The sequence below is a fragment of the Streptomyces sp. NPDC002520 genome (assembly GCF_053595235.1).
The window spans coordinates 89,240-109,183 of sequence record NZ_JBSFXG010000004.1 but is presented as its reverse complement, the minus strand read 5'-3'; the positions used below and the strand labels follow the sequence as shown (position 1 = coordinate 109,183).

The following is a 19,944-nucleotide window of genomic DNA, read 5'->3' as shown; positions in this document are numbered from 1 at the left end:
CCAGCTCATGAGTGACGAACTCGAGGCAGGCATCGTCATGACCATGCGCACCACCGCCATCGAACACCCCACCCGGCGTCTCGTCGTGGCACTCCCCCGCCCCTACGACGAGGCCCGTGAGCAGTACGAGACCCTCGTCCCGGAGTTCGATCTCGCCCGCAACCTCCAAGCGACCTCCTGGCAGGACGTGATCGAACTGGCGAAGAGCAATGCCCCGCACGGCTTCATGCGCTACCACCGCATCGACGTCACCGCCGCCATGACCGCGTCGCCGTCCCGCTGGAAGGCCACCCAGTACCTGATGGGCAACCACATCATCGCCGAGCGCATGTTCCGTCACGATCCCTCGGTCATGCTCCACGCTCCCCTGCGGACCCTGCTCTACGCGGACCCCGACGGCGACACCAAACTGGCCGTCGACGAGCCCGGCCTGCTGTTCGCCAGCTACGGAAACCCCGACATCGCCGACGTCGGCCGCGAACTCGACGGCCTCCTCGGCCGGCTCATCACCCTGCTCGGCGGTGACACCCCACCGCAACTGGCGCCGCCGACCGGTCAGGAGCGGCACCAGAGCTGATCGTCTAGCAGCTCGGTACCGACCCCTTCCCCTTCTCCAGCGCCACCAGGGAGTCCACCGCGCTCTTCAGCGTGGTGACCGGGATCAGCCGCAGCCCCTCGGGCAGCTCGGACCTGGCATCGGCGCACTCGGCCTTCGGTACCAGGAAGACGCTCGCGCCGTCCCGCCGCGCGGCCTGCGTCTTCAGGGCCACCCCGCCGACCGCGCCGACCCTGCCGTCGGCGTCGATCGTGCCCGTACCGGCGATGGTGCGGCCGCCCGTGAGGTCGCCGCCGCTGCCGTCGCCGTCCAGCTTGTCGATGATCCCCAGGGTGAACAGCAGCCCCGCGCTGGGCCCGCCCACGTCCGCGAGCTTCAGCGTGACCTTGACGTGGTCCGGCTTCAGGTCCAGGTACTTCAGTGCCGCCTGGGTCGCCGCGTCCTGGGACTGCTGCATCTGCTGGGCGTTGTGCTTCTCGATCTCCTTGACGTCGTTGCCCGTCGGGTAGACCGAGTCGTGCGGCATGACCGCCCGGTCGGTGCGGAACCAGTTGCCCAGCACGTCCCCGAGGCGCACGTTCGTGTCCGGTCCTGTCGCCTCGATGGTCGTCATCCGCAGCTGCCCGCCCGGCGTGCGGGTCGGCGCCCCGGAGACGGTGATCACCGGGGTGCCCTTGTTCTCACCGAGCACGTTCGCGGTCATCCCCGGCTGCGCCACCGCGAACGGCAGCGGCGCGAACACCGCCGTGGCGAGCAGAGCCACGACGGGCAGGGCGCAGGCGGCGACGGCCTGGGGACGCGTGAGACGTGAGAGCACAGGATCACACTAACGCGCGGCCCGTGTGCCTCCTGTGTCGCCGACGTACAGGTCCCGTCGCTCCCGGGTGAACCGGCGCAGCGCGTCCGGGAGCGGCTCGACGCCGATGCCGGGGCCCGTCGGGACCGGGAGGTGGCCGTCCTGAAGGACGAACGGCTCGGTGATGTCCTGCGCGAAGTAGCGGGAGGAGGCCGAGGTGTCGCCAGGGAGGGTGAAGCCGGGCAGGGCGGCGAGGGCCAGGTTGGGGGCGCGGCCGATGCCCGTCTCCAGCATGCCGCCGCACCACACCGGAACCCCGTGGGCGTGGGCCACGTCGTGGACGCGGCGCGCCTCCAGGTAGCCGCCGACCCGGGCGGGCTTGACGTTGACCACCCGGCAGGCGTCCATGGCGATCGCGGAGGCGGTGTCACGGGCGTGGTGCAGTGACTCGTCCAGGCAGACCGGGGTCGCGATGCGCCGCTGGAGCTGGGCGTGGGCGTGGAGGTTGTTCTCCTCCAGCGGCTCCTCGATCAGCAGCAGCCCGAACTCGTCCAGGCGCCGCAGGTGCTCGGCGTCCGCGAGGGTGTAGGCGGTGTTGGCGTCGACCTGGAGGGGCAGAGCCGCGCCGAACCGCTCACGGACCGCGCGGACCGGTTCCACGTCCCAGCCGGGCTCGATCTTCAGCTTGATCCGGACGTACCCCTCGGCGAGGTAGCGCTCGACGTCGTCCAGCAGCTCGGGCACGGAGTTCTTGATCCCCACGGAGACCCCGGCGGGCACCCGGTCCCGCACCGCGCCGAGATACACGGCGAGCGGCATGCCGTGGGCCCGCAGCTCGGCGTCCAGGACCGCCGTCTCCAGCGCCGCCTTGGCCAGCTCGTGCCCCTTGATCTTCGCCATGGCGGGGGCCAGCGCGGCCGTGGTGAGGTGCGGGAGGGCGGCCACACGGGGCAGCAGGAAGTCGCGCAGCACGATCTCGGCGCCGGCCACGAACTCCGAGCAGTACAGCGGCTCGGGGTCGGCGGCGAACTCCGACCAGCCCTCGGCCTCGTCGGTGACGACGTGCAGCAGGAAGGTGTCCTTCGTCGTCATCGTGCCGAAGGACGTACGGAACGGGGTGACCAGCGGGATCGCGACGTGCACGATCTCGACGCGCTCCAGCTTCACGCGGCGGCTCCTTCTCCGGGGAGGGACAGGGTGTACCAGCCGTCGCGGGACATGCCGGTCGCCCGGAAGCCCTCCGCGAAGGCCCGCACGAACACGTCGCGCACGGCGTGCCGCCAGCGCAGGGCGAGCGCCGGGTCGGCGGCGCGCAGCGCGACGATGTCGCCGGGGACCCGGCAGAAGAGGTGTGTGTCGCTGCGGCGGGCGAGCGGGGCGCCGTCGGGGGCGGTGTGTGTCACGAGCCCACGGACGGCCTGGTCCGGAGTGTCGTACGACGCCGCCGGAGCCGTCAGGTCCCAGGTCACCGTCAGCCGGTCGCTCTCGTCGCCCTCGTTCAGGCCGTCCGTCATGGGGCCGTAGAAGTCGACCAGGTACTCCGTGCCCATGGCGCCCAGCCTGACCAGGTTGAAGCGGGCGTTGCGGCCGACCAGCGGGTCGAAGGTCCAGCGCATGGTGCGGGCGCCGAGGCCGGCCGCCCAGTCGCGCTGGCCCAGCTTCACCGCGTGCCCGAGGCCCCGGTCGGCGGCGGCCACCAGGGAGTACGTGCTGTGCTCCGCCCCGAGCACGGCGACGGCGGCCCCGGCGAGCCGCTCGCCGTCGTACGCGGCGTGCACGGCGCCGCCGGCGTGCACCAGGCTGTGCAGCACCTCGGCCGGGTAGGGCGGGGCGGTACGGGGGGTCTGCCAGACGTCACTGAAGTAGTCGGCGACGGCCGCGAGCCCGGCCACGTCGTGGACGGTGCGGACGGTGACTCCTGAGGTCATGACTCCTGCTGTCATGAGGACGAGTCTCGGAGCCGACGACCGCCGGCGTGTTGTGCGAGCGGCCAATGGATGCGTACGTTCGTTTCAGCATCAGCCAAGCACCCCCCTCCCCTCAGCCAAGCACCCACCCCGAGGACTCTCATGGACGCCTGCACCCTCGGTGACCTGCTGGACGTCGTCGGCGGCCCCGCCCTGCGCCTGCACACCGCCCCCGCCGGGCCCGGCGTGCCGGTCACCGAGGCGGTGCTGTACGACGGCCGCACCCCGCTCCCCCGGCTGCCGGGCGCGCTGCTGCTGGCGGTCGGGGTGCCGGCCGCGGAGGCCGGAGCGCTGCTGCGGGCGGCGGCCGAGGCGGAGCTGACCGGGGTCGTGGTGCGGGGCGCCGACGGGCCGGTCGGCGAGGCGGCCGGCGAGGCGGAGAAGCACGGCGTGGCACTGCTGTCGGTCGCCGAGGACGCCGCCTGGCACCATGTGCACCTGCTGCTGGCCTCGGCCATCGGCGCCCGGCCCGCCGCCGCCTCCGACACCGGCCTCGGGGACCTGTTCGCGCTGGCCGACGCGATCGCCGCGGGGGTCGGCGGGGCCACCGCCATCGAGGACCCCCGGCAGCGGATCCTCGCCTACTCGACCGTCCCCGGGCAGCCGGTGGACGAGGACCGGCGGCAGGGCATCCTGGGCCTCCAGGTGCCGGACAGCGCGGAGAACACCGAGCAGTACCGGCGGCTGTTCGCCGCCGACCGGCCGCTGCGGCTGCCCGCGCTGACCGGCGCGGACCTGGCCCGCCTGGCGGTGCCGGTGCGGGCCGGCGGGGAGACCCTCGGCTCGGTCTGGGTGATCGACGACGGCTCGCTCACCCCGGACGCCGAGGACACCCTCGCCCAGGGCGCCGCCACGGCCGCCCTGCTCCTGCTGCGGGCCCGCGCCGCGCGCGAGCTGGCCCGGCACCGCGGCACCGACCTGCTGCGCCGCCTGCTGGAGGGCACCGCGGACGCGGCGACGGCCGCCGTGCGCCTGGGCGTCGAGGGCCCGGCCCGGGTGGCCGCCTTCGTCCTGGACTCGGCCGCGAGCGTCCCGGACGCCGAGCGCACCGCGCTGCGCCTGCTGGACGTCGTACGCCTGCAGTGCGAGGCCCGCTACGGGCGGCACGCGTGCGTGCTGGTCGACGGGGTCGTGTACGCGGTGCTGCCGGGGCCCGACAAGCGGCACAAGTGGCTGGCCGAGGACATCGTGCGGCGGGCCGGGCAGACGCTGCGGGTGCCGGTGCGGGCGGCGCTGGGAGAGGTGGCGGCGGACGCGGGCGGCCTCACGGACTCCCGGGCGGACGCGGACCTGGTGCTGCGGGTGCTGGACGCCGGCCGGCCGGTCGCCACGGTGGACGAGGTACGCCCGCGGGTGACGCTGCTGCGGCTGGCCGAAGTGATGGGCGAGCGGCGCGAGTTGGGCGCGGGCGCCTGGCGGCGGGTGCTGGCGTACGACGCCGGGCACGGCACGGAGTACGCCCGCACGCTGGTCTGCTGGTTCGACGCGGGCTGCGACATGGCGGGCGCGGCGCGGCTCCTCGCCGTGCACCCCAACACCTGCCGCTACCGCCTCAGACAGCTCCAGCAGCACGCCGGGGTCGACCTGGACGACCCCGACGAGCGGCTGGTGCTGTGGCTTCAGCTCAGGACGCTGGCGGGGCTCCGAGCAGCCACGTCCTGAGCCGCCGCGCGCACTGCTCCAGGTGCGCGACGGGGACGAACTCCCCCGGCGTGTGGGCGAGCGAGGGGTCGCCGGGGCCGTAGTTGAGGGCGGGCAGCCCGAGCGCGGCGAACCGGGCCACGTCCGTCCAGCCCAGCTTGGGCCGGGGCTCGGCACCGAGCGCGGCGACGAGTTCGCCGACCCTCTCCAGATGGGGCAGGGCGCCCTCGACGACCTCGGTGACGCGCACCTCGTACCCGGGGAAGAGCCCGCGCACGTACGCCTCCGCGTCCTTGGCCGAACGATGGGGTGCGAAACGGTAGTTGACGGTCACGACACACTCGTCGGGCACGACGTTGCCGGCCACCCCGGCCCGTACGGCCACCGCGCTGAGCCCCTCCCGGAACTCCAGCCCGTCCACGAGGACCCGCTCGGCCGTGTGGTCGTCCAGCCGTTGCAGCACCCGGGCGGCCTTGTGCGCGGCGTTCACGCCCTGCCAGGCACGGGCGGTGTGGGCGCGGGCTCCCTCGACCACGATGTCGGCGGTGAGGATGCCCTGGCAGCCGGCCTCGACACCGGCGTCGGAGGGCTCCATCAGGATCGCCAGATCGGCCTCTTCGAGAAGTCCGGGCCGGGTGGCGGCGATCCGCGCCAGACCGTTCCGCTCCCCCTCGACCTCCTCGCACTCGTAGAAGACGTAACTGAGGTCGCGGACGGGCTCGGTGACGGTGGCCGCGAGCCGCAGGGCCACCGCGACCCCGCCCTTCATGTCGCAGGCGCCGAGCCCGTGGATCCGGCCGTCGACGAGCCGGGAGGGCAGGTTCCCGGCGGCCGGGACGGTGTCCAGATGACCGGCGATGACAGCCCGCTGCGGGCGGCCGAGGTCGGTGCGGGCAACGACCGAATTGCCGATGCGCTCGACGCCGAGATGTCCGTACGCACGCAGCGCCTCCTCCACGGCGTCCGCGATGCGCGCCTCGTCCCCGCTCTCGGAGGGGAGGTCGACCAGGGCGCGGGTGAGGTCGCCGAGGTCGGCGGTCAGATCGAGGGCGGTCATGCGAGGTCCTCGGGCAGCCCGGACATCCCGTGGTTCTGGAGCTGCTGCTGGTTGAGCTTGGAGTGCCGGACGCCGTACAGGCCGTAGACGACGAGCCCGACCGCCATCCAGGCCCCGAAGGCGATCCAGGTGTCGGCGCCCAGGCTGAACAGCATGTAGCCGCAGAAGCCGACGCCGAGCAGCGGGACGACCGGGGAGAAGGGGACGCGGAAGGAGCGGGCGCGCCCGGGGTCGCGCCGGCGGAGGATGACGACCGCCAGGTTGACCAGCATGAAGGCGAAGAGGGTGCCGATGCTGGTGGCGTCGGCGAGGCTGCCGAGCGGGACGAGGGCGGCGAGCACCGCGATGAAGCCGGAGACGATCACGGTGTTGGCGCGCGGCACGCCGGTGCGCGGGTGCACCTTGGCGAACAGCGGCGGCACAAGACCGTCCCGGGCCATGGCGAACAGGATGCGGATCTGCCCGTACTGCACGGTCAGTACGACGCTGGTGGTGGCGACGACGGCGCCGATGGACAGCAGGATCGGCCACAGGTTCCCGCCGCCGACGGCCTGAACGAGCACCTCGCTGAGCGTCGCTTCCGTCCCCTCGAACTTCCTCCACGGCATCGCGCCGAGCGCGGCCACGGCGACGACGACGTACAGGGCGGTGACGAGCACGAGGGAGAGGATGATCGCGCGGGGCAGGTCGCGCTGCGGGTTCCGCGCCTCCTCACCCGCCGTGGAGGCGGCGTCGAAACCGATGTACGAGAAGAAGAGCGAGGCCGCGCCGGCGCTCATGCCCGCGGCGCCGAGCGGGAAGAGGGGCTGGAAGTTCCCGGCGCGGAAGGCGGTGAAGGCGACCGCGCAGAACAGGACGAGGGCCGCGATCTTGACGCCGACCATGACGGTGTTGGCGACGGCGCTCTCCTTCGCGCCCCGCAACAGCACGACCATGGCGAGGACGACGATGAGGGCGGCCGGAATGTTGAGGGTCCCTCCGGCCCCGGGCGGCGCGCTGAGCGAGTCGGGCAGTGTGACGCCGAAGGTCAGATCGAGCAGCTCGTTGACGTACTGCCCCCACCCCACGGCCACGGCGGCCACGGACACCCCGTACTCCAGGATCAGACACCATCCGCACACCCAGGCCACCAGCTCGCCGAGGGTGGCGTAGGCGTAGCTGTACGACGACCCGGATCCGGGGATCATGCCGGCCAGTTCCGCGTAGGAAAGGGCCGAGAAGAGCGCGGTGACTCCGGCGAGGACGAAGGAGACGACGATGGCCGGACCGGCCTCGGGGACGGCCTCGCCGAGGACGACGAAGATGCCGGTGCCGAGGGTGGCGCCCACGCTGAGCAGCGTGAGCTGGGCGACGCCCATGGTCCGCTTCAGCGGGCTGCCCGCGGCCTCGCCGACGAGCGTGCCCACGGCTTGCCGCCGGGTGAGCCGATGGGCGCGGCCCGCCTGTTGTCCGACCTGTGGCCGGCTGCCGACTCTCTCCACCGTCCGGCTCCCTCCGCGTTGGGGCATCTCTGGCCCTTGATGATGCGAAGAGGAGACGGTCAGAGGGTGAGGGGATCGGCCAAAGAGAGGGAATGACCGTTGGCGAGACGGCTAAAAAGGGTGGTGGGGCGGGCGGGGTGGGTGGGATACGGCTCGATGAGCGCAGGTCACCCAGCAGTTCCCCGTGCCCCTTTCGCACCCCTTTCGGTGGGCCTGCGGGCGGCGTCAGCGCAGTGCTTCGGCGACCTCCCTGGCCGCATCCACCACCCTGGGTCCCACCCTCTCCGGGACGGATTCCGCGAGCATGACGACGCCGACGCTGCCCTCGACGCCCGTCACGCCGACGAGGGGTGCCGCGGCGCCGCTCGCCCCCGCCTCCAGTTCGCCGTGGGTGAGCGTGTACCCGGGGTCGGCCGGCCGTGACTGCCGTGCGGCGAGGATCGCCCGGCCGGCGGCGCCGCGGTCCAGCGGATGGCGGAAACCGGCCCGGTAGGCCACGTGATAGTCGGTCCAGGTCGGCTCGACCACGGCGACGGCCAGCGCCTCGGTGCCGTCCACGAGTGTCAGGTGCGCCGTCGCACCGATGTCCTCGGCCAGGGAGCGCAGGGCGGGCAGCGCGGCCTCCCGTACCAGCGGATGCACCTGACGCCCGAGGCGCAGTACCCCGAGCCCGACCCTGGCCCGACCGCCCAGGTCACGTCGTACGAGCGCGTGCTGCTCCAGCGTGGCGAGCAACCGGTACACGACGGTCCGGTTCACGCCGAGTTTGTGGGAAAGCTCGGTGACGGTCAGCCCGTGGTCCGTGTCGGCCAGCAGTTTGAGGACGCGCAGTCCCCGGTCGAGCGTCTGGGAGGTCTCCGCGGTCACGACGCCCACTCCTTTTGCGGTGAGGTCGACGGCCCCCGAGCGACATATGCGTCACCGAGTCCCGTCGGCGACGCGCTTCAGAGGCCGCCGATCGGCAGGACGGCCCGGCGGCTCCGGACCAATGTCGCTTCACGGCTGCGCTCCGCGGCGGCGCTGCCACGGGGCGTGTGCGTAGCCGGACAGTAGCGAAGCCGGTTCGCTGAGCGGAAGTCTCCGTCCAGAATCCGGGCAAGACCAGATCCGGCCTGCCTGCATTCGTCCGGATACGCACATGCCCCATGAACATGCACCCCATGAACATGGGGGGTCCCCGGCCACAAAACCCACACCTCACGCGCGAAGACGGGCCCTACGACACGGAGCCGGGGCGTCCCCGCGAATCGAGGTCCGGGGCGGAGCCCCGTGTCGGCCGCCTCTCGGCCTACCGAGTCGGGTGGGTGGGTGGGCAATAAACGCTCAAACCCAGCAGAGCGTCACCGCATGCGCGTCGCCCACTCCTGCATCTTCGCGATCCGCTGCCTCAGCTGCCCCGCCGTCGCCTCCGCGCTGGGCGGCCCCCCGCACACCCGCCGCAGCTCGGTGTGGATCACCCCGTGCGGCTTGCCGCTCTGGTGGACGTACGCGCTGACCATGGTGTTGAGCTGCTTGCGCAGCTCCATCATCTCCTTGTGGCTGACCACCGGCCGCCGCTCGGCGGGCAGCTCCAGCAGGTCCGCCTCGGCGTCCGGCTTCTTGCGGCTGTGCGCGATCTGCCGCGCCTGCCGCTTCTGCAGCAGCATCTGCACCTGATCGGGCTCCAGCAGCCCCGGGATGCCGAGGTAGTCCTGCTCCTCCTCGCTCCCCGGGTGCGCCTGCATGCCGAACTCGGCGCCGTCGTACAGCACCCGGTCGAAGACGGCCTCGGACTCCAGCGCCTCGAAGGAGAACTGCTCCTGTTCGCCGGTGTCCTCGTCCTCCTGCTTGTTCGCCTCGTCCATCTCCTTCTCGGACTCGGCGTACGGATCCTCCTCGCCCTCCTTCTTCGGCTTGTCGAGGGCGTGGTCCCGTTCCTTCTCCATCTCGTTGGCGAAGGTCAGCAGGTCGGGGACGGTCGGCAGGAACACGGACGCGGTCTCGCCGCGCCGCCGGGACCGCACGAAACGTCCGACGGCCTGGGCGAAGAACAACGGAGTCGAAATGGTCGTCGCATACACACCCACGGCGAGCCGGGGCACGTCGACACCCTCGGACACCATCCTCACCGCGACCATCCAGCGGTCATTGCTCTCGCTGAACTCGTCGATCCGCTTCGAGGCGCCCGCGTCGTCGGACAGCACGAGCGTGGCCTTCGTCCCGGTGATCTCCCGGATCAGCTTGGCGTACGCGCGCGCCGAGTCCTGATCGGAGGCGATGACGAGCGCGCCGGCGTCCGGGATGGCCTTCCTGACCTCGGTCAGCCGCTGGTCGGCGGCGCGCAGCACGCTGGGCATCCACTCGCCGCGCGGGTCGAGGGCGGTGCGCCAGGCCTGGCTGATCGCATCCTTGGTCATCGGCTCGCCGAGCCTCGCGGCGACCTCGTCACCGGCCTTGGTGCGCCAGCGCATGTTGCCGCTGTAGGACAGGAAGATCACCGGCCTGACGACATGGTCGGCCAGCGCGTTGCCGTACCCGTAGGTGTAGTCGGCGGCGGACCGCCGGATGCCGGCGTTGTCCTCCTCGTACGTCACGAACGGGATGGGGTTGGTGTCGGAGCGGAACGGCGTACCGGTCAGCGCGAGCCGGCGGGTCGCGGGCTCGAAGGCCTCCAGGCACGCCTCGCCCCAGGACTTGGAGTCACCGGCGTGGTGGATCTCGTCGAGGATGACGAGGGTCTTGCGCTGCTCGACGCGGTTGCGGTGCAGCATGGGGCGCACGCCGACACCGGCGTACGTGACGGCGACCCCGTCGTAGTCCTTGCCGAGCGGTCCCGCGCTGTACTCGGGGTCGAGCTTGATCCCTATCCGGGCCGCCGCCTCCGCCCACTGCTTCTTCAGGTGCTCGGTCGGCGCGACCACGGTGACCTGCTGCACGACGTGGTGGTGCAGCAGCCAGGAGGCGAGGGTCAGCGCGAAGGTCGTCTTGCCGGCGCCGGGCGTGGCGACGGCCAGGAAGTCACGTGGCTGCTCCTGGACGTACCTCTCCATCGCCCCCTGCTGCCAGGCACGCAGCTTGCTGGCGGTACCCCAGGGGGCCCTGCCGGGGAAGGCGGGCGAGAGGTGGTGGGACTGCGTCGAGGAAGCGGCGGTGGTAGTCACGGTCTCCGTACAGAAGGGGGTCGGGCGGCTCGGCTACGTATGACAACCGGGCCACCCTACCGGCGCGCCTCCCTCGTCAACGGCCGAACGCGACCGGGTCGCCCGTGGGTGGGACCCACCTCACATCGCTTCATGCAGGGCTCTCAGTCGCCGGGCGATCGTGCCCACGTCCTCCAGCCCGCCCGCCGCGACCTCGATGACGAGTTTGTACGCCTCGTCCTGGTCGACGCCGACCATCTCCGTGCCGTTGAAGTCGAGGAAGACGACCGTGGACATCCACGCCATGCGCTTGTTGCCGTCCACCAAGGGGTGGTTGAGGGCAAGCGACTGCAACAGCGCGGCGGCCTTCTCGAACAGGTCCGTGTACGCCTCGACACCGAACATCTGGGACTGCGGGCGATGGACCGCGGAGCTGAGCAGCCCCAGGTCGCGGACTGCGACCTCCTGCCCCCCGCATGCCAGCTCCGCCAGGTCCAGGACCTCCTGGACCGTCAGGTACTTCATCTACTCCCCCAGCCTCCGGAGCAGGTCGGCGTGAGCCGCCGCGTACTTCGCCCCGAGGCGACGCACCGTGGCCCGGTCGGCCTCCTGTTCCAGATACCGGTCGATCGCAGCCAGCACTATGGCGTGCATACTGCGCCCCTCCTCCTCGGCCCGCTGCCTCAGTGCCTCCTGCTGGTCGTCACGCAGACGAAGGTTCATAGCCATACCGGAATGGTACCAATCATGGGGCCAAATTGGTACCAAGTCAGCCCTTCAGCGCCCTCACCCGCCTCGTCACCCACGCCCCCACCAGCGCCACCGCGGCCATCGGCAGGAAGATCGCGGCGAAGGCGGCGGGATGGGTGCCCTCGGCTGTCGTGGCCGTCGCGCTGCCGCCGCCCAGCGCCGCGAAGGCCGCGCCGGCCGCCGACAGGAGGATCACGTTGGACAGGCCGTCGGAGATCTGGAGGGCGGCGGAGTTGGCGCCGGCCTCCTGTGGGGCGGAGAGGCGCAGCAGGAGCACGCTGGTGGAGGAGATCACCAGCCCCATGCCGAAGCAGCCGAAGCCCCAGGCGACGGCGACGGTCCAGACGGGCACGGAGGGTACGAGCACGCTGGGCGCGGTGACGATCGCGGCGGTCACCAGCACCATCCCCACCGTCATCAGGCGCTCCCGGTACTGCTCCGCCCGCGGCCGCGACTGCACCCACGACCCCAGCGCCCAGGTGCCGCCGCCCGCCGCCAGCGAGAACCCGGCGAGCGTCGGCGACAGCCCGCGCTGGGTGACCAGCATCAGCGGGATGAAGGACTCGGCGGCGATGAAGGACCCCGCGGACAGTCCGCGCAGCAGCACGACGGAGGGCAGGCCGCGGACGGCCCGGTAGGTGCCGCGCGGGAGCAGGCCGAGGGCGGACGGTACGAGGAGGGCGGCGCCCGCGAGGCCGGGGAGCAGGGAGAGCGGGCGCAGGTCCTGGGCGGCGTACTGGAGGAGCCCGGCGCCGAGGGAGACGGCGAGGGCGAGCCGGATCCGGCGCCGGTCGAAGGAGCCGGTGGCTTCGGTCCCGGCCACGGGCCCTCCCGCCCGCCGCCGTATCTGGGGCAGCGCGAGCGCCAGCGGGAACACCACCAGCACCGGGATGCCGAGGAAGACCCAGCGCCAGCCCAGGTGCTCGGTCACGGCACCGGAGGCGAGGGGACCGACGATGGACGGTACGACCCAGCCGGCGGCGAAGGCGGCCATGATCGCGGGCCGCAGCCGCTCGGGATAGGCACGCCCGACGACGACGTACAGCGCGACGATCACCAGCCCGCCGCCGAGGCCCTGCACCGCCCGCCCCAGGATGAACACCCACATGACCTGCGCGGTCCCGGCGATCACGAGCCCTCCGGCGAAGGCACAGATACCCGTGGTCAGCGCCCCGAGCGGCCCCTTCCGGTCCGACCACTGCCCGGCGGACACCATCCCGAACAGGCTCGTCGTGAAGTACCCGGAGAAGGCGAACGCGTACAGCGCGACCCCGTCCAGCTCCCGCGCCGCGACCGGCATGGCCGTGCCGACGGCGGTCGCCTCGAAGGCGATGAGCAGCACGACGGACACGATCCCGACACTGAGCGCCCGGTACGACCGGCCCAGCACGCCGCCTTGCGACTCGGCGGCATCGCCCGCGACAACAGTGTCAGAGGATTCGAGCGCGGTCATGGTCGTCAGCGTAAGGCGCACCACGCCGTTTGGCCCCTGTCGGTGGTCCCGCCGCCTCTGCGACCTTGGTCGTACGTCCGACGCTTCATGAACGCGGTGTGGCAGTCCCGTTGCGGCGCGGGAGCTTCCCTTGAGCCCCGCTCCCACCGCCCCGTACGTTCATTCCACGAACACGGCCGTGTGCCCGAGTGGCCCAGGGACGCGCCTGCAAAGCGTGGTACGCGGGTTCAATTCCCGCCACGGCCTCCCGTGCGAGGGGCGGCATCCGTCGAGGGTGCCGCCCCTCGGTGCGTGCGCAGGGCGGCGTGCGCAGGGCGCGGGGCTCAGAGGACGCCGCCGGCCTCGTCCTGGAACAGGTCCGTCCAGTAGTGCCAGTGGGTGTCCGGGGCGAGGGCCGTGGGGTCGATCGAGGTCAGGGTCCGGATCATGGCGGCGGCCAGCTGGTCGTAGGCGTCCGCCGTCAGTTCGTGGCCGAGGTGTTCGTCGATCGTGCGCTCGTGGTGCAGCAGCCACAGGGTGAAGGCGAGCGTGGAGACGTCGGTGTTGAGGGGGTGGAGCGTGGCCTCGGGCTCGCTGAAGGTGAGGATCGCGCCGGTTCTGCCGTCGATCACCAGGCTGTTGTCCTCGATCAGGTAGCCGAGGCGGATCAGGTGGTCGGAGTGGGCGGGGAGGACGTCCAGGGGGTAGTCCTCGCGCTCGACCGTGAAGTACTCGGTGAGGGTGGGCAGCGGGACGTCGGTGTCGGCGTGGAAGAGGACCGCCTCCTCCGGCAGACCGGTCTCGCGCAGGAAGCGGCGGGTCGGCTCGTGGGTGAGCGTGGCCGGGAAGTCGACCTCCTCGAAGCGGGACACCCGGCCGTGGCCGAACTCCTGGTCCAGGAGGCGGGCGGGGAGGTCCAGGGTGAGACCGGAGGCCGTGCCGGGGCCGGCGACGAGGGCGAGCGGGCGGATCAGTGCCGCCGCCTTCCAGTACGGCGGGACCCGGCCGTCCGTGCCCTCCTCGAAGAGGGTGAGGAGGCGGCGGGAGGCCTCGGTCACCGTCTTGGGGCCGTACCGGCCCGCGAGGGAGGCGAACCGGCCGCGCAGGCCCGCCAGTTCCTCGGTGACGGCGGCGAAGCGCAGGAGGGTGTCCAGGGACGGGGCGAAGGGGCGGGGGTCGGACGGGCCGAAGAGGTACGCCGTGGTGATCTCGCCCGTGTCGCCGTCGAGCAGGATCGACTCGCGCTCCATGCCCGCGGGGTTGAGGAGCTCACCGATCACCAGGCGGTTGCGCAGCTCCTCCGCCCGGTGGAAGGGGCCGTCCGTGGCGTCGCCGAGGGTGCGCAGGCCGTGCGTGCGCAGCAGGGAGAACGTCAACAGGTCGGTGTCCGTGGGCAGTCCGGGGCCGGTGAGCAGTCCGCGCGTCGGCGCGTGCGTGACGAACCGGTCCAGCTCCGCCTCGGTCAGTGTGATCACCGGAAACCCGGCGTCGGTCGTGCTCATCGCTCCCCCGCGAACCTTGTCGATCGTTGCGTCCCTGGGCAGGGCGTGCCCGGCCGCCCACAGGCCTCCCGCCGAAAACGGCCGCCCTCACTGACCGGAACACTACGCCGCACCACTGACAACGCCCTCCACATGAAAGGACGCCGGGCAGGGTGGCCGCGTTCACTCCGGCGGGGCTCGACTTCGCGTGGATCGCGGGATCAGGTGAAGTAGATGCCGCCCAGCACCACGGCCAGCGCCGCCACCGCGAACAGCAGGATCCACAGGAACAACTTGCCCACGCTGGGCGGGGGTTCGTAGCGGGGTTCCTCGGGCGGAGTGGTCACTGGGGAGTCACCACCGCGGCCTGGGGGCGGATGGGGAGGCGGTTGACCGGGCGGCCGGTGGCCGCGCGGACCGCGGAGGCGATCGCCGCCGGGGAGGTCACCACGGGCACCGCGCTGACCGACTTGGCGCCGAAGGGGGCGACCACGTCCCGCTCCTCGACCAGCTTCACGATGCGGATGTCGGGTGCGTCCAGCGCGGTCGGCAGGGCGTACCCGGTCAGGTCGGGGTGCCGGATCAGGCCCCGGGGCGTACGCAGGTTCTCCGTGAGCGCGATGCCCACGCCCTGGGTGACGCCCGCCTCGACACGGGCCGTCAGCTGGCGCGGGTTGAGGACGCGGCCGACGTCCTGGGCGACCGCCAGCTCGACCACCCGGACCGAGCCCAGCTCGATGTCGACGTCCACCACCGCGCGGATCGCGCAGAAGGCGAGGCTCACGAAGGCGTCGCCCTGGCCGGCGCCGTCGAGGGGTTCCGTCGGATGGGGGCGGCACTGGGCCGTGGCCCACAGCTCCTTGCCCTCCATCGCCTCCGTGACGGTCGTCGACAGCACTCCGTCGTACGAGGTGATCTTGCCGTCCGTGATCTGCAGCAGCTCGGTGGACATGCCGAACTTGTGCGCCAGGGGCTGGAGCAGCTGCGTGCGGACCATCTTCGCGGCCCGCTCCACCGCCCCGCCGGACACCCAGGTGTGCCGCCCGCGGCAGCCCGCGCCGGCCGACGGCTGGTCGGTGTCGACCGGTGCCACGTGCACCTCGTCGACGCCCAGCGTGTCCTGGACGATCTGGCGGGCGAGGGTGGTGAAGCCCTGGCCGGTCTCCACCGCCGCGCACAACACCGTCGCGACCCCGTCGTGGACCTTGACGGTCGCCGTGGACACCTCGTCCGCGCCCTCGGCGCCGAGCATGTGCACCATGCCCAGGCCGTAGCCGACGCCCCGGCGCACCGCGTCCGGCTCGCCCGCGCCCTCGGGGCCGCCGGGCAGCAGCCAGTCGTCCTCGGGGGTGTCCTTGGGCAGGTCGGGCAGCGGGAAGTCCCGTACCGCCTGGAGGAGTTCGGCCACCGGCGCCGGGCAGGTGACCGTCTGGCCGATCGGGAGCACGTCCCCGGTCGCGAGCGCGTTGCGCAGCCGCAGCTCCGCCGGGTCCAGGCCCAGCTTCTTCGCGAGCTTGTCCATCTGCGCCTCGTAGGCGGCGCACACCTGCATGGCGCCCTCGCCGCGCACATGGCCGGAGGGCGGGTTGTTGGTGCGGACCGCCCAGCCCTCGATGAAGGCGTTCGGGACGACGTACGGGCCGCACGCGAAGGACACGGCGGCGGCCAGCGCGTCCGCGGAGGTGTCGGCGTAGGCGCCGCCGTCCAGCAGGATCTGCGCCTCGACCTTCACCAGCTTGCCCTCGGCGTCCGCGTGGTGGCGGTAGCGCAGCAGGGTGGGGTGGCGGTGGGCGTGGCCGAGGAAGGACTCCTCGCGGGTCGCGGTGAGCTTGACCGGGCAGCCGGTCCTGAGCGCGAGCAGGCCGAGCGGGAGCTGGAAGCCCTGGTCCTCGCGGTCGGCGGTGGCGCCGGGCACCCCGGTGACGACGATCTTGACGCGCTCGGGCGGCAGGCCGTAGCAGGCGGCGGCCGTGTTGCGGTCGGTGTGCGGGTCGGTGGAGGCCAGGTACAGCTCCACGCCGCCGTCGGGGCGCGGCACCGCGAGGCCGGCCTCGGCGCCGATGGGAGCCGGGTCCTGGCGGCCGATGCGGTACTGGCCCTCCACGACGACCTCGCCGAGCGCGTCCGGGTCGCCGTGGCGCAGCGGGATGTGCCGGATCAGGTTGCCGTCGGGGTGCAGCGGCTCCGCCTCGAATGACTGCTCGGGGTCGGTCACCGGGTCGAGCACCTCGTACTCGACGATGACGGCGGCGGCGGCCATCCGCGCGGTGTCCGGGTGGTCGGCGGCGACGGCGGCGATGGGCTCGCCGTGGTGGCGTACGACCTCGGAGGCGAACACCGGCCGGTCGGGGGTGCCCCGGCCGTGGCGGGGGGTGCCGGGCACGTCCTCGTGGGTGATGACGGCCCGTACGCCCGGCATCTCGCGCGCGTGGGTGGTGTCGATGGACACGATGCGCGCGTGCGCGTGCGGGGAGCGCAGGACGGCCGCCCACAGCAGGCCCTCGGCCCACAGATCGGCGGCGTACGGGAAGGTGCCCTCGGTCTTGGCGCGGGCGTCGGCGTGCGGCAGCGAGGCGCCGAGGCCGTGCGGCAACGGCTCGGCCTCGGGGGCCGCTTCCGCAGGGGTGGTCGCGGTGGCGGCTTCGTTGCTCACGCCTGGCCTCCGTCCTGGCCGTAGTGCTGGTCGAGCGGTCCCGGGTGCTGGTCGTGCGGTCCGGGGGGCCGGTCGTGCGGTTCTTGTGTGCCGAAGGCACCGGAGCCGCCGAACACTCCCGGGGCCTCGAACGCCGACGGGTTGACGCCGCCGGCCCCGGGGCCCGCCTGGCGCGGGATGCGTGCCCCGTCGGCGTCCGTACCGTCGTCGGGGGCGGCGGTGTGCGCCTCGCGTTCGGCGACGACCTCCTTGACGGCGTCCACGACACCCCGGTAGCCGGAGCAGCGGCACAGGTTGCCGCACAGGGCCTGCCGCGTCTCCAGCTCGGTGGGCGCGGGGTTGCCCTCCAGCAGGTCGTGCAGGGTCATCGCCATGCCGGGCACGCAGAAACCGCACTGCACGGCGCCGCACCGGGCGAGCGCCCGCTGGACGTCGGAGGGCTGTCCGTCGGCGGCCAGGCCCTCGACGGTGCGGACCTCGCTGCCGGACGCGGTGACCGCCGGGACCAGGCAGGAGGCCACGAGCCGCCCGTCCACCTGCACGTTGCACGCCCCGCACTCGCCTTGTGAGCAGCCGTCCTTGGCACCCGCGAGCCCGAGCCGTTCCCGCAGGACGTACAGCAGGGACTCGCCGATCCAGGCGTCGGTGACGGGGCGGTCGCCGCCGTTGACCCGCAGGACGTAGGAGGCGAGGGGGTGGTCGTCGTTGGGCTGGAGGGGGGCGGCGTCCGCCTCGGCCGAGGCGTCGGCGGGGGCCGCTCCGTCCAAGGAGGCGGTGTCCGTGGCGGGCCCGTCGGCGGCGAGTGCCTCGGCGGCCGGGGGCTCGTGCGCGGCCCGGTCGGCCGCCGTGCCGTCCGGTGCGTCGGGGGTCTCGTGCGCGCTGGTGTCCGCGGGGCCGTGCGTGTCCGCCGGGGCCGCCGGTCCCGTGGCGGCGCTCGTGCCGCTCGCGTCGACGGGCGCGGAGGCGTCGGCCGTGCCGGACACCCCGGCCTGACCGGACGGGACTGCCGCGCCGTCCGCGTCGACCGGGCCCGTCGGGCCCGTCGTGCCTGCCGGGTCGGACGTGGCGGGCGCGGCGGCCGTGACCGGCGTTTGCGCGGCCTTCGGCGCGTGCCGGGTCTCCGCGGTCGCGGCGTGGGCTGCCGGGCCGCCCACGGGGCCCTCAGGGGCCTCACCGGGGCCGTGGCCGGCCGGCGTCACGCCCCCGGTGTCGTCGGCCTCGTAGCCGGGGTGGACGGAAGTGCCGTGGGGCGGGGGCGCGGTGACGTGGTCCGCCGGGCCTTCCGCGTAAGTCCCCTCGGCCCGCTCGGGGGTGAACCCTTCGGGCGCGTGGGGTCCGGGGCCCGCCGGTGCCGGCGCGTGTCCCGTCAGGCTCGCCTCCGCGGGCGCGCCCTGCTGCGGTGCCGGCTCCTGCTGCCCCCACGGCCGGCCGGCGGCCTCGCTCGCCCAGGGCGCGGGCGCGCCGCCGGGGAGGGTGGCCGGCGGGGTGCCGCCCCACTGCTCGACCAGCGAGGACGTGGTGAACTCGCCCGACTCGTCCGGAAGATCGCCGCCGGCGACGGGGATGGACCACTGTCCGGTGACGTCGTGCCCGGGCGCGGGCGGGGCGGCGGGCTCCTCGTAGGTCCACTGCTGGGTGGCGCCGGGGTTGTACGTGAACCGGTCGTCCGCCGCCTGCTGCTGGGGCACGGCGTTCGCGTCGGGCCACTGCCGGCCGTCGGCGGGCACGCCCCAGGCGCCGGCGGCGGCCGGGTCGGTCGCCGTTATCGGCGGCGGCACGTAGCCGTGACCAGGTGCGGCCAGCGGGCTGTCGCCGGCCAGGAGGGCGTCGATGCCGCCCTCGGGGAGCTTCACGAAGGCGGTGGCGCCGTCGTCGTAATCGCCCTGGGGCAGCGGGTCCCAGCGGCCGCCGCCCTGGGGCGCGCCCTCCGCGTGCTGGTCGTCGGTCACGACAGTGCCCTCCCCAGTGCTCGTCGGGCCAGCGCGGCGACGGTGCGCCGCAGGTGCAGTACGGCGGGCGGAAGCGGGGCCACGGTGCCGTCCGCTTCCGGGGCCGGGTCGGGGATGCAGGCCGCGGAGACGTACTCCCCGAAGGCGGTGAGGGCCTCGGGGACGAGCGCGCGGTCGTTGTCCCAGTCGATGAGCTGCGCGACCCACTCCTCGGCCTCCAGGGGCCTGAGCGGCATCGGCGCTATGGCACCGACGGCGCACCGCACTCCGCGCCGGGCGGGGTCGAGGACGAGCGCCACGGAGGCCAGCGCGCGGCCGGGGCCGGTGCGCCCGGTCGCCTTCAGGAAGACCTGCGGGGCGTGCAGCAGCGGCACGCGCACGTAGCCGATGAGTTCGCCGCCGCGCAGCATCTCCACACCGGCCAGCAGGTGCGACACCGGGATCTCCCGGCTCGCGCCGCCGGGGCCCGCGATGATCAGCGTCGCCTCCAGGGCGGCCAGCACCGGCAGCGCGTCCCCGGTCGGGGAGGCCGAGGCGATGTTGCCGCCCAGGGTGCCGGCGTTGCGGATGTGCGGCGGGCCGGCGGCGCGCGCGGCGGCGGCGAGCGCCGGGATCAGGGCGGCGAAGTCGGGGCGGCCCATGCGCGCGTGCGTGAGGCCGGCGCCGAGAAGCGCGTGGCCGTCCAGGTACTGCCAGCCGCGGATCTCGCTGATCCGCCCGAGACCCACCAGGGCGGCGGGCCTGAGCTGGCCGGAGTTGACGGCGGCCATGAGGTCGGTGCCGCCGGCCACGGGGACGGCGGTCGGCGTGGCGGCGAGGGCCGCCACGGCCTCGTCCAGTGTCGTGGGCAGCGTGACGGCCTGCGCCGCCTGCGGTGCGTGCGTGGTCAAACCGGCTGCCCCTTCCCGCTGCCCCACCTGGTCCCACCTGTGTGGCCGTACGGTACGTGCTCACAGGGCGGACGTGGCAACTCTGGCACATCTTCGCGAGACCCGAACGCGGGGGTCCACTAGGAGACATTCGCCCACCTCATCCGGCATATGGCCCGCTTTCGGCAGGCAT

The 19,944-nt window shown here is 73.3% G+C and carries 17 protein-coding genes and 1 tRNA gene; 3 read left to right on the top strand and 15 right to left on the bottom strand.

What is annotated here, in order from left to right; genetic code table 11:
• Positions 1–7: 7 nt before the first annotated feature.
• Positions 8–577, top strand: a complete 570-nt coding sequence (locus ACWD5D_RS08625) for a DUF302 domain-containing protein (protein WP_451372059.1) — start codon at positions 8–10, stop codon at positions 575–577.
• A gap of 4 nt (positions 578–581) precedes the next feature.
• On the opposite strand, the gene ACWD5D_RS08620 is transcribed toward ACWD5D_RS08625, so the two are convergent.
• Genes ACWD5D_RS08620 through ACWD5D_RS08610 form a run of 3 tightly spaced genes read right to left on the bottom strand, consistent with a single transcriptional unit; the run spans position 582 to position 3,280 of the window.
• Entirely contained in the window at positions 582–1,373 is a 792-nt protein-coding gene (locus ACWD5D_RS08620) for a S16 family serine protease (protein ID WP_451372058.1), read from the bottom strand.
• 9 nt (positions 1,374–1,382) lie between these two features.
• Positions 1,383–2,519, bottom strand: coding sequence for an o-succinylbenzoate synthase (gene menC, locus ACWD5D_RS08615; RefSeq protein WP_451372057.1), 1,137 nt, complete (start codon positions 2,517–2,519; stop codon positions 1,383–1,385).
• The gene (locus ACWD5D_RS08610) at positions 2,516–3,280 is read right to left on the bottom strand and encodes a chorismate synthase (protein WP_451372056.1); all 765 of its coding nucleotides are present in this window, start codon (positions 3,278–3,280) and stop codon (positions 2,516–2,518) included. The genes menC and ACWD5D_RS08610 overlap by 4 nt, the downstream gene beginning before the upstream one ends.
• 141 nt (positions 3,281–3,421) lie before the next feature.
• Between ACWD5D_RS08610 and ACWD5D_RS08605 the strand changes: the two genes are divergently transcribed.
• A complete protein-coding gene (locus tag ACWD5D_RS08605; protein WP_451372055.1) occupies positions 3,422–4,981 on the top strand; it encodes a PucR family transcriptional regulator in 1,560 nt (519 codons plus the stop codon).
• On the opposite strand, the gene dapE is transcribed toward ACWD5D_RS08605, so the two are convergent.
• From dapE to ACWD5D_RS08570, 7 genes are all read right to left on the bottom strand, one after another.
• The gene (gene dapE, locus ACWD5D_RS08600) at positions 4,944–6,017 is read right to left on the bottom strand and encodes a succinyl-diaminopimelate desuccinylase (protein ID WP_451372054.1); all 1,074 of its coding nucleotides are present in this window, start codon (positions 6,015–6,017) and stop codon (positions 4,944–4,946) included. The two genes, ACWD5D_RS08605 and dapE, sit on opposite strands and share 38 nt — an antisense overlap.
• The gene (locus ACWD5D_RS08595) at positions 6,014–7,525 is read right to left on the bottom strand and encodes an amino acid permease (RefSeq protein ID WP_451372053.1); all 1,512 of its coding nucleotides are present in this window, start codon (positions 7,523–7,525) and stop codon (positions 6,014–6,016) included. The genes dapE and ACWD5D_RS08595 overlap by 4 nt, the downstream gene beginning before the upstream one ends.
• A 198-nt stretch (positions 7,526–7,723) precedes the next feature.
• Complete coding sequence (locus ACWD5D_RS08590; RefSeq protein WP_451372052.1) at positions 7,724–8,365, bottom strand: IclR family transcriptional regulator; 642 nt, start codon at positions 8,363–8,365, stop codon at positions 7,724–7,726.
• A gap of 473 nt (positions 8,366–8,838) precedes the next feature.
• A complete protein-coding gene (locus tag ACWD5D_RS08585) occupies positions 8,839–10,638 on the bottom strand; it encodes a DEAD/DEAH box helicase (RefSeq protein WP_451372051.1) in 1,800 nt (599 codons plus the stop codon).
• 120 nt (positions 10,639–10,758) lie between these two features.
• The gene (locus ACWD5D_RS08580) at positions 10,759–11,142 is read right to left on the bottom strand and encodes a type II toxin-antitoxin system death-on-curing family toxin (RefSeq protein ID WP_451372050.1); all 384 of its coding nucleotides are present in this window, start codon (positions 11,140–11,142) and stop codon (positions 10,759–10,761) included.
• Positions 11,143–11,340, bottom strand: a complete 198-nt coding sequence (locus tag ACWD5D_RS08575; protein ID WP_451372302.1) for an Arc family DNA-binding protein — start codon at positions 11,338–11,340, stop codon at positions 11,143–11,145.
• Between the two features lie 46 nt (positions 11,341–11,386).
• A complete protein-coding gene (locus ACWD5D_RS08570; RefSeq protein WP_451372049.1) occupies positions 11,387–12,820 on the bottom strand; it encodes an MFS transporter in 1,434 nt (477 codons plus the stop codon).
• Between the two features lie 174 nt (positions 12,821–12,994).
• Between ACWD5D_RS08570 and ACWD5D_RS08565 the strand changes: the two genes are divergently transcribed.
• Positions 12,995–13,066, top strand: a tRNA-Cys gene (locus tag ACWD5D_RS08565).
• A 77-nt stretch (positions 13,067–13,143) separates the two neighbouring features.
• Here the strand turns inward: ACWD5D_RS08565 and ACWD5D_RS08560 are convergent.
• The 5 genes from ACWD5D_RS08560 to ACWD5D_RS08540 all read right to left on the bottom strand — a co-directional run bounded on the left by ACWD5D_RS08560 (position 13,144) and on the right by ACWD5D_RS08540 (position 19,772).
• Complete coding sequence (locus tag ACWD5D_RS08560; RefSeq protein ID WP_451372048.1) at positions 13,144–14,301, bottom strand: SUKH-4 family immunity protein; 1,158 nt, start codon at positions 14,299–14,301, stop codon at positions 13,144–13,146.
• 200 nt (positions 14,302–14,501) lie between these two features.
• Positions 14,502–14,627, bottom strand: coding sequence for a hypothetical protein (locus ACWD5D_RS08555; RefSeq protein ID WP_451372047.1), 126 nt, complete (start codon positions 14,625–14,627; stop codon positions 14,502–14,504).
• On the bottom strand, positions 14,624–16,933 hold the full coding sequence (locus ACWD5D_RS08550; protein WP_451372046.1) for a xanthine dehydrogenase family protein molybdopterin-binding subunit: 2,310 nt from the start codon (positions 16,931–16,933) through the stop codon (positions 14,624–14,626). Before ACWD5D_RS08550 ends, ACWD5D_RS08555 begins: the two co-directional genes overlap by 4 nt.
• Positions 16,930–18,882: a 2Fe-2S iron-sulfur cluster-binding protein gene (locus ACWD5D_RS08545; protein WP_451372045.1), complete on the bottom strand. Its 1,953-nt coding sequence runs from the start codon at positions 18,880–18,882 to the stop codon at positions 16,930–16,932. The genes ACWD5D_RS08550 and ACWD5D_RS08545 overlap by 4 nt, the downstream gene beginning before the upstream one ends.
• Positions 18,879–19,772: an FAD binding domain-containing protein gene (locus tag ACWD5D_RS08540; RefSeq protein WP_451372044.1), complete on the bottom strand. Its 894-nt coding sequence runs from the start codon at positions 19,770–19,772 to the stop codon at positions 18,879–18,881. The genes ACWD5D_RS08545 and ACWD5D_RS08540 overlap by 4 nt, the downstream gene beginning before the upstream one ends.
• Positions 19,773–19,944: the final 172 nt, after the last annotated feature.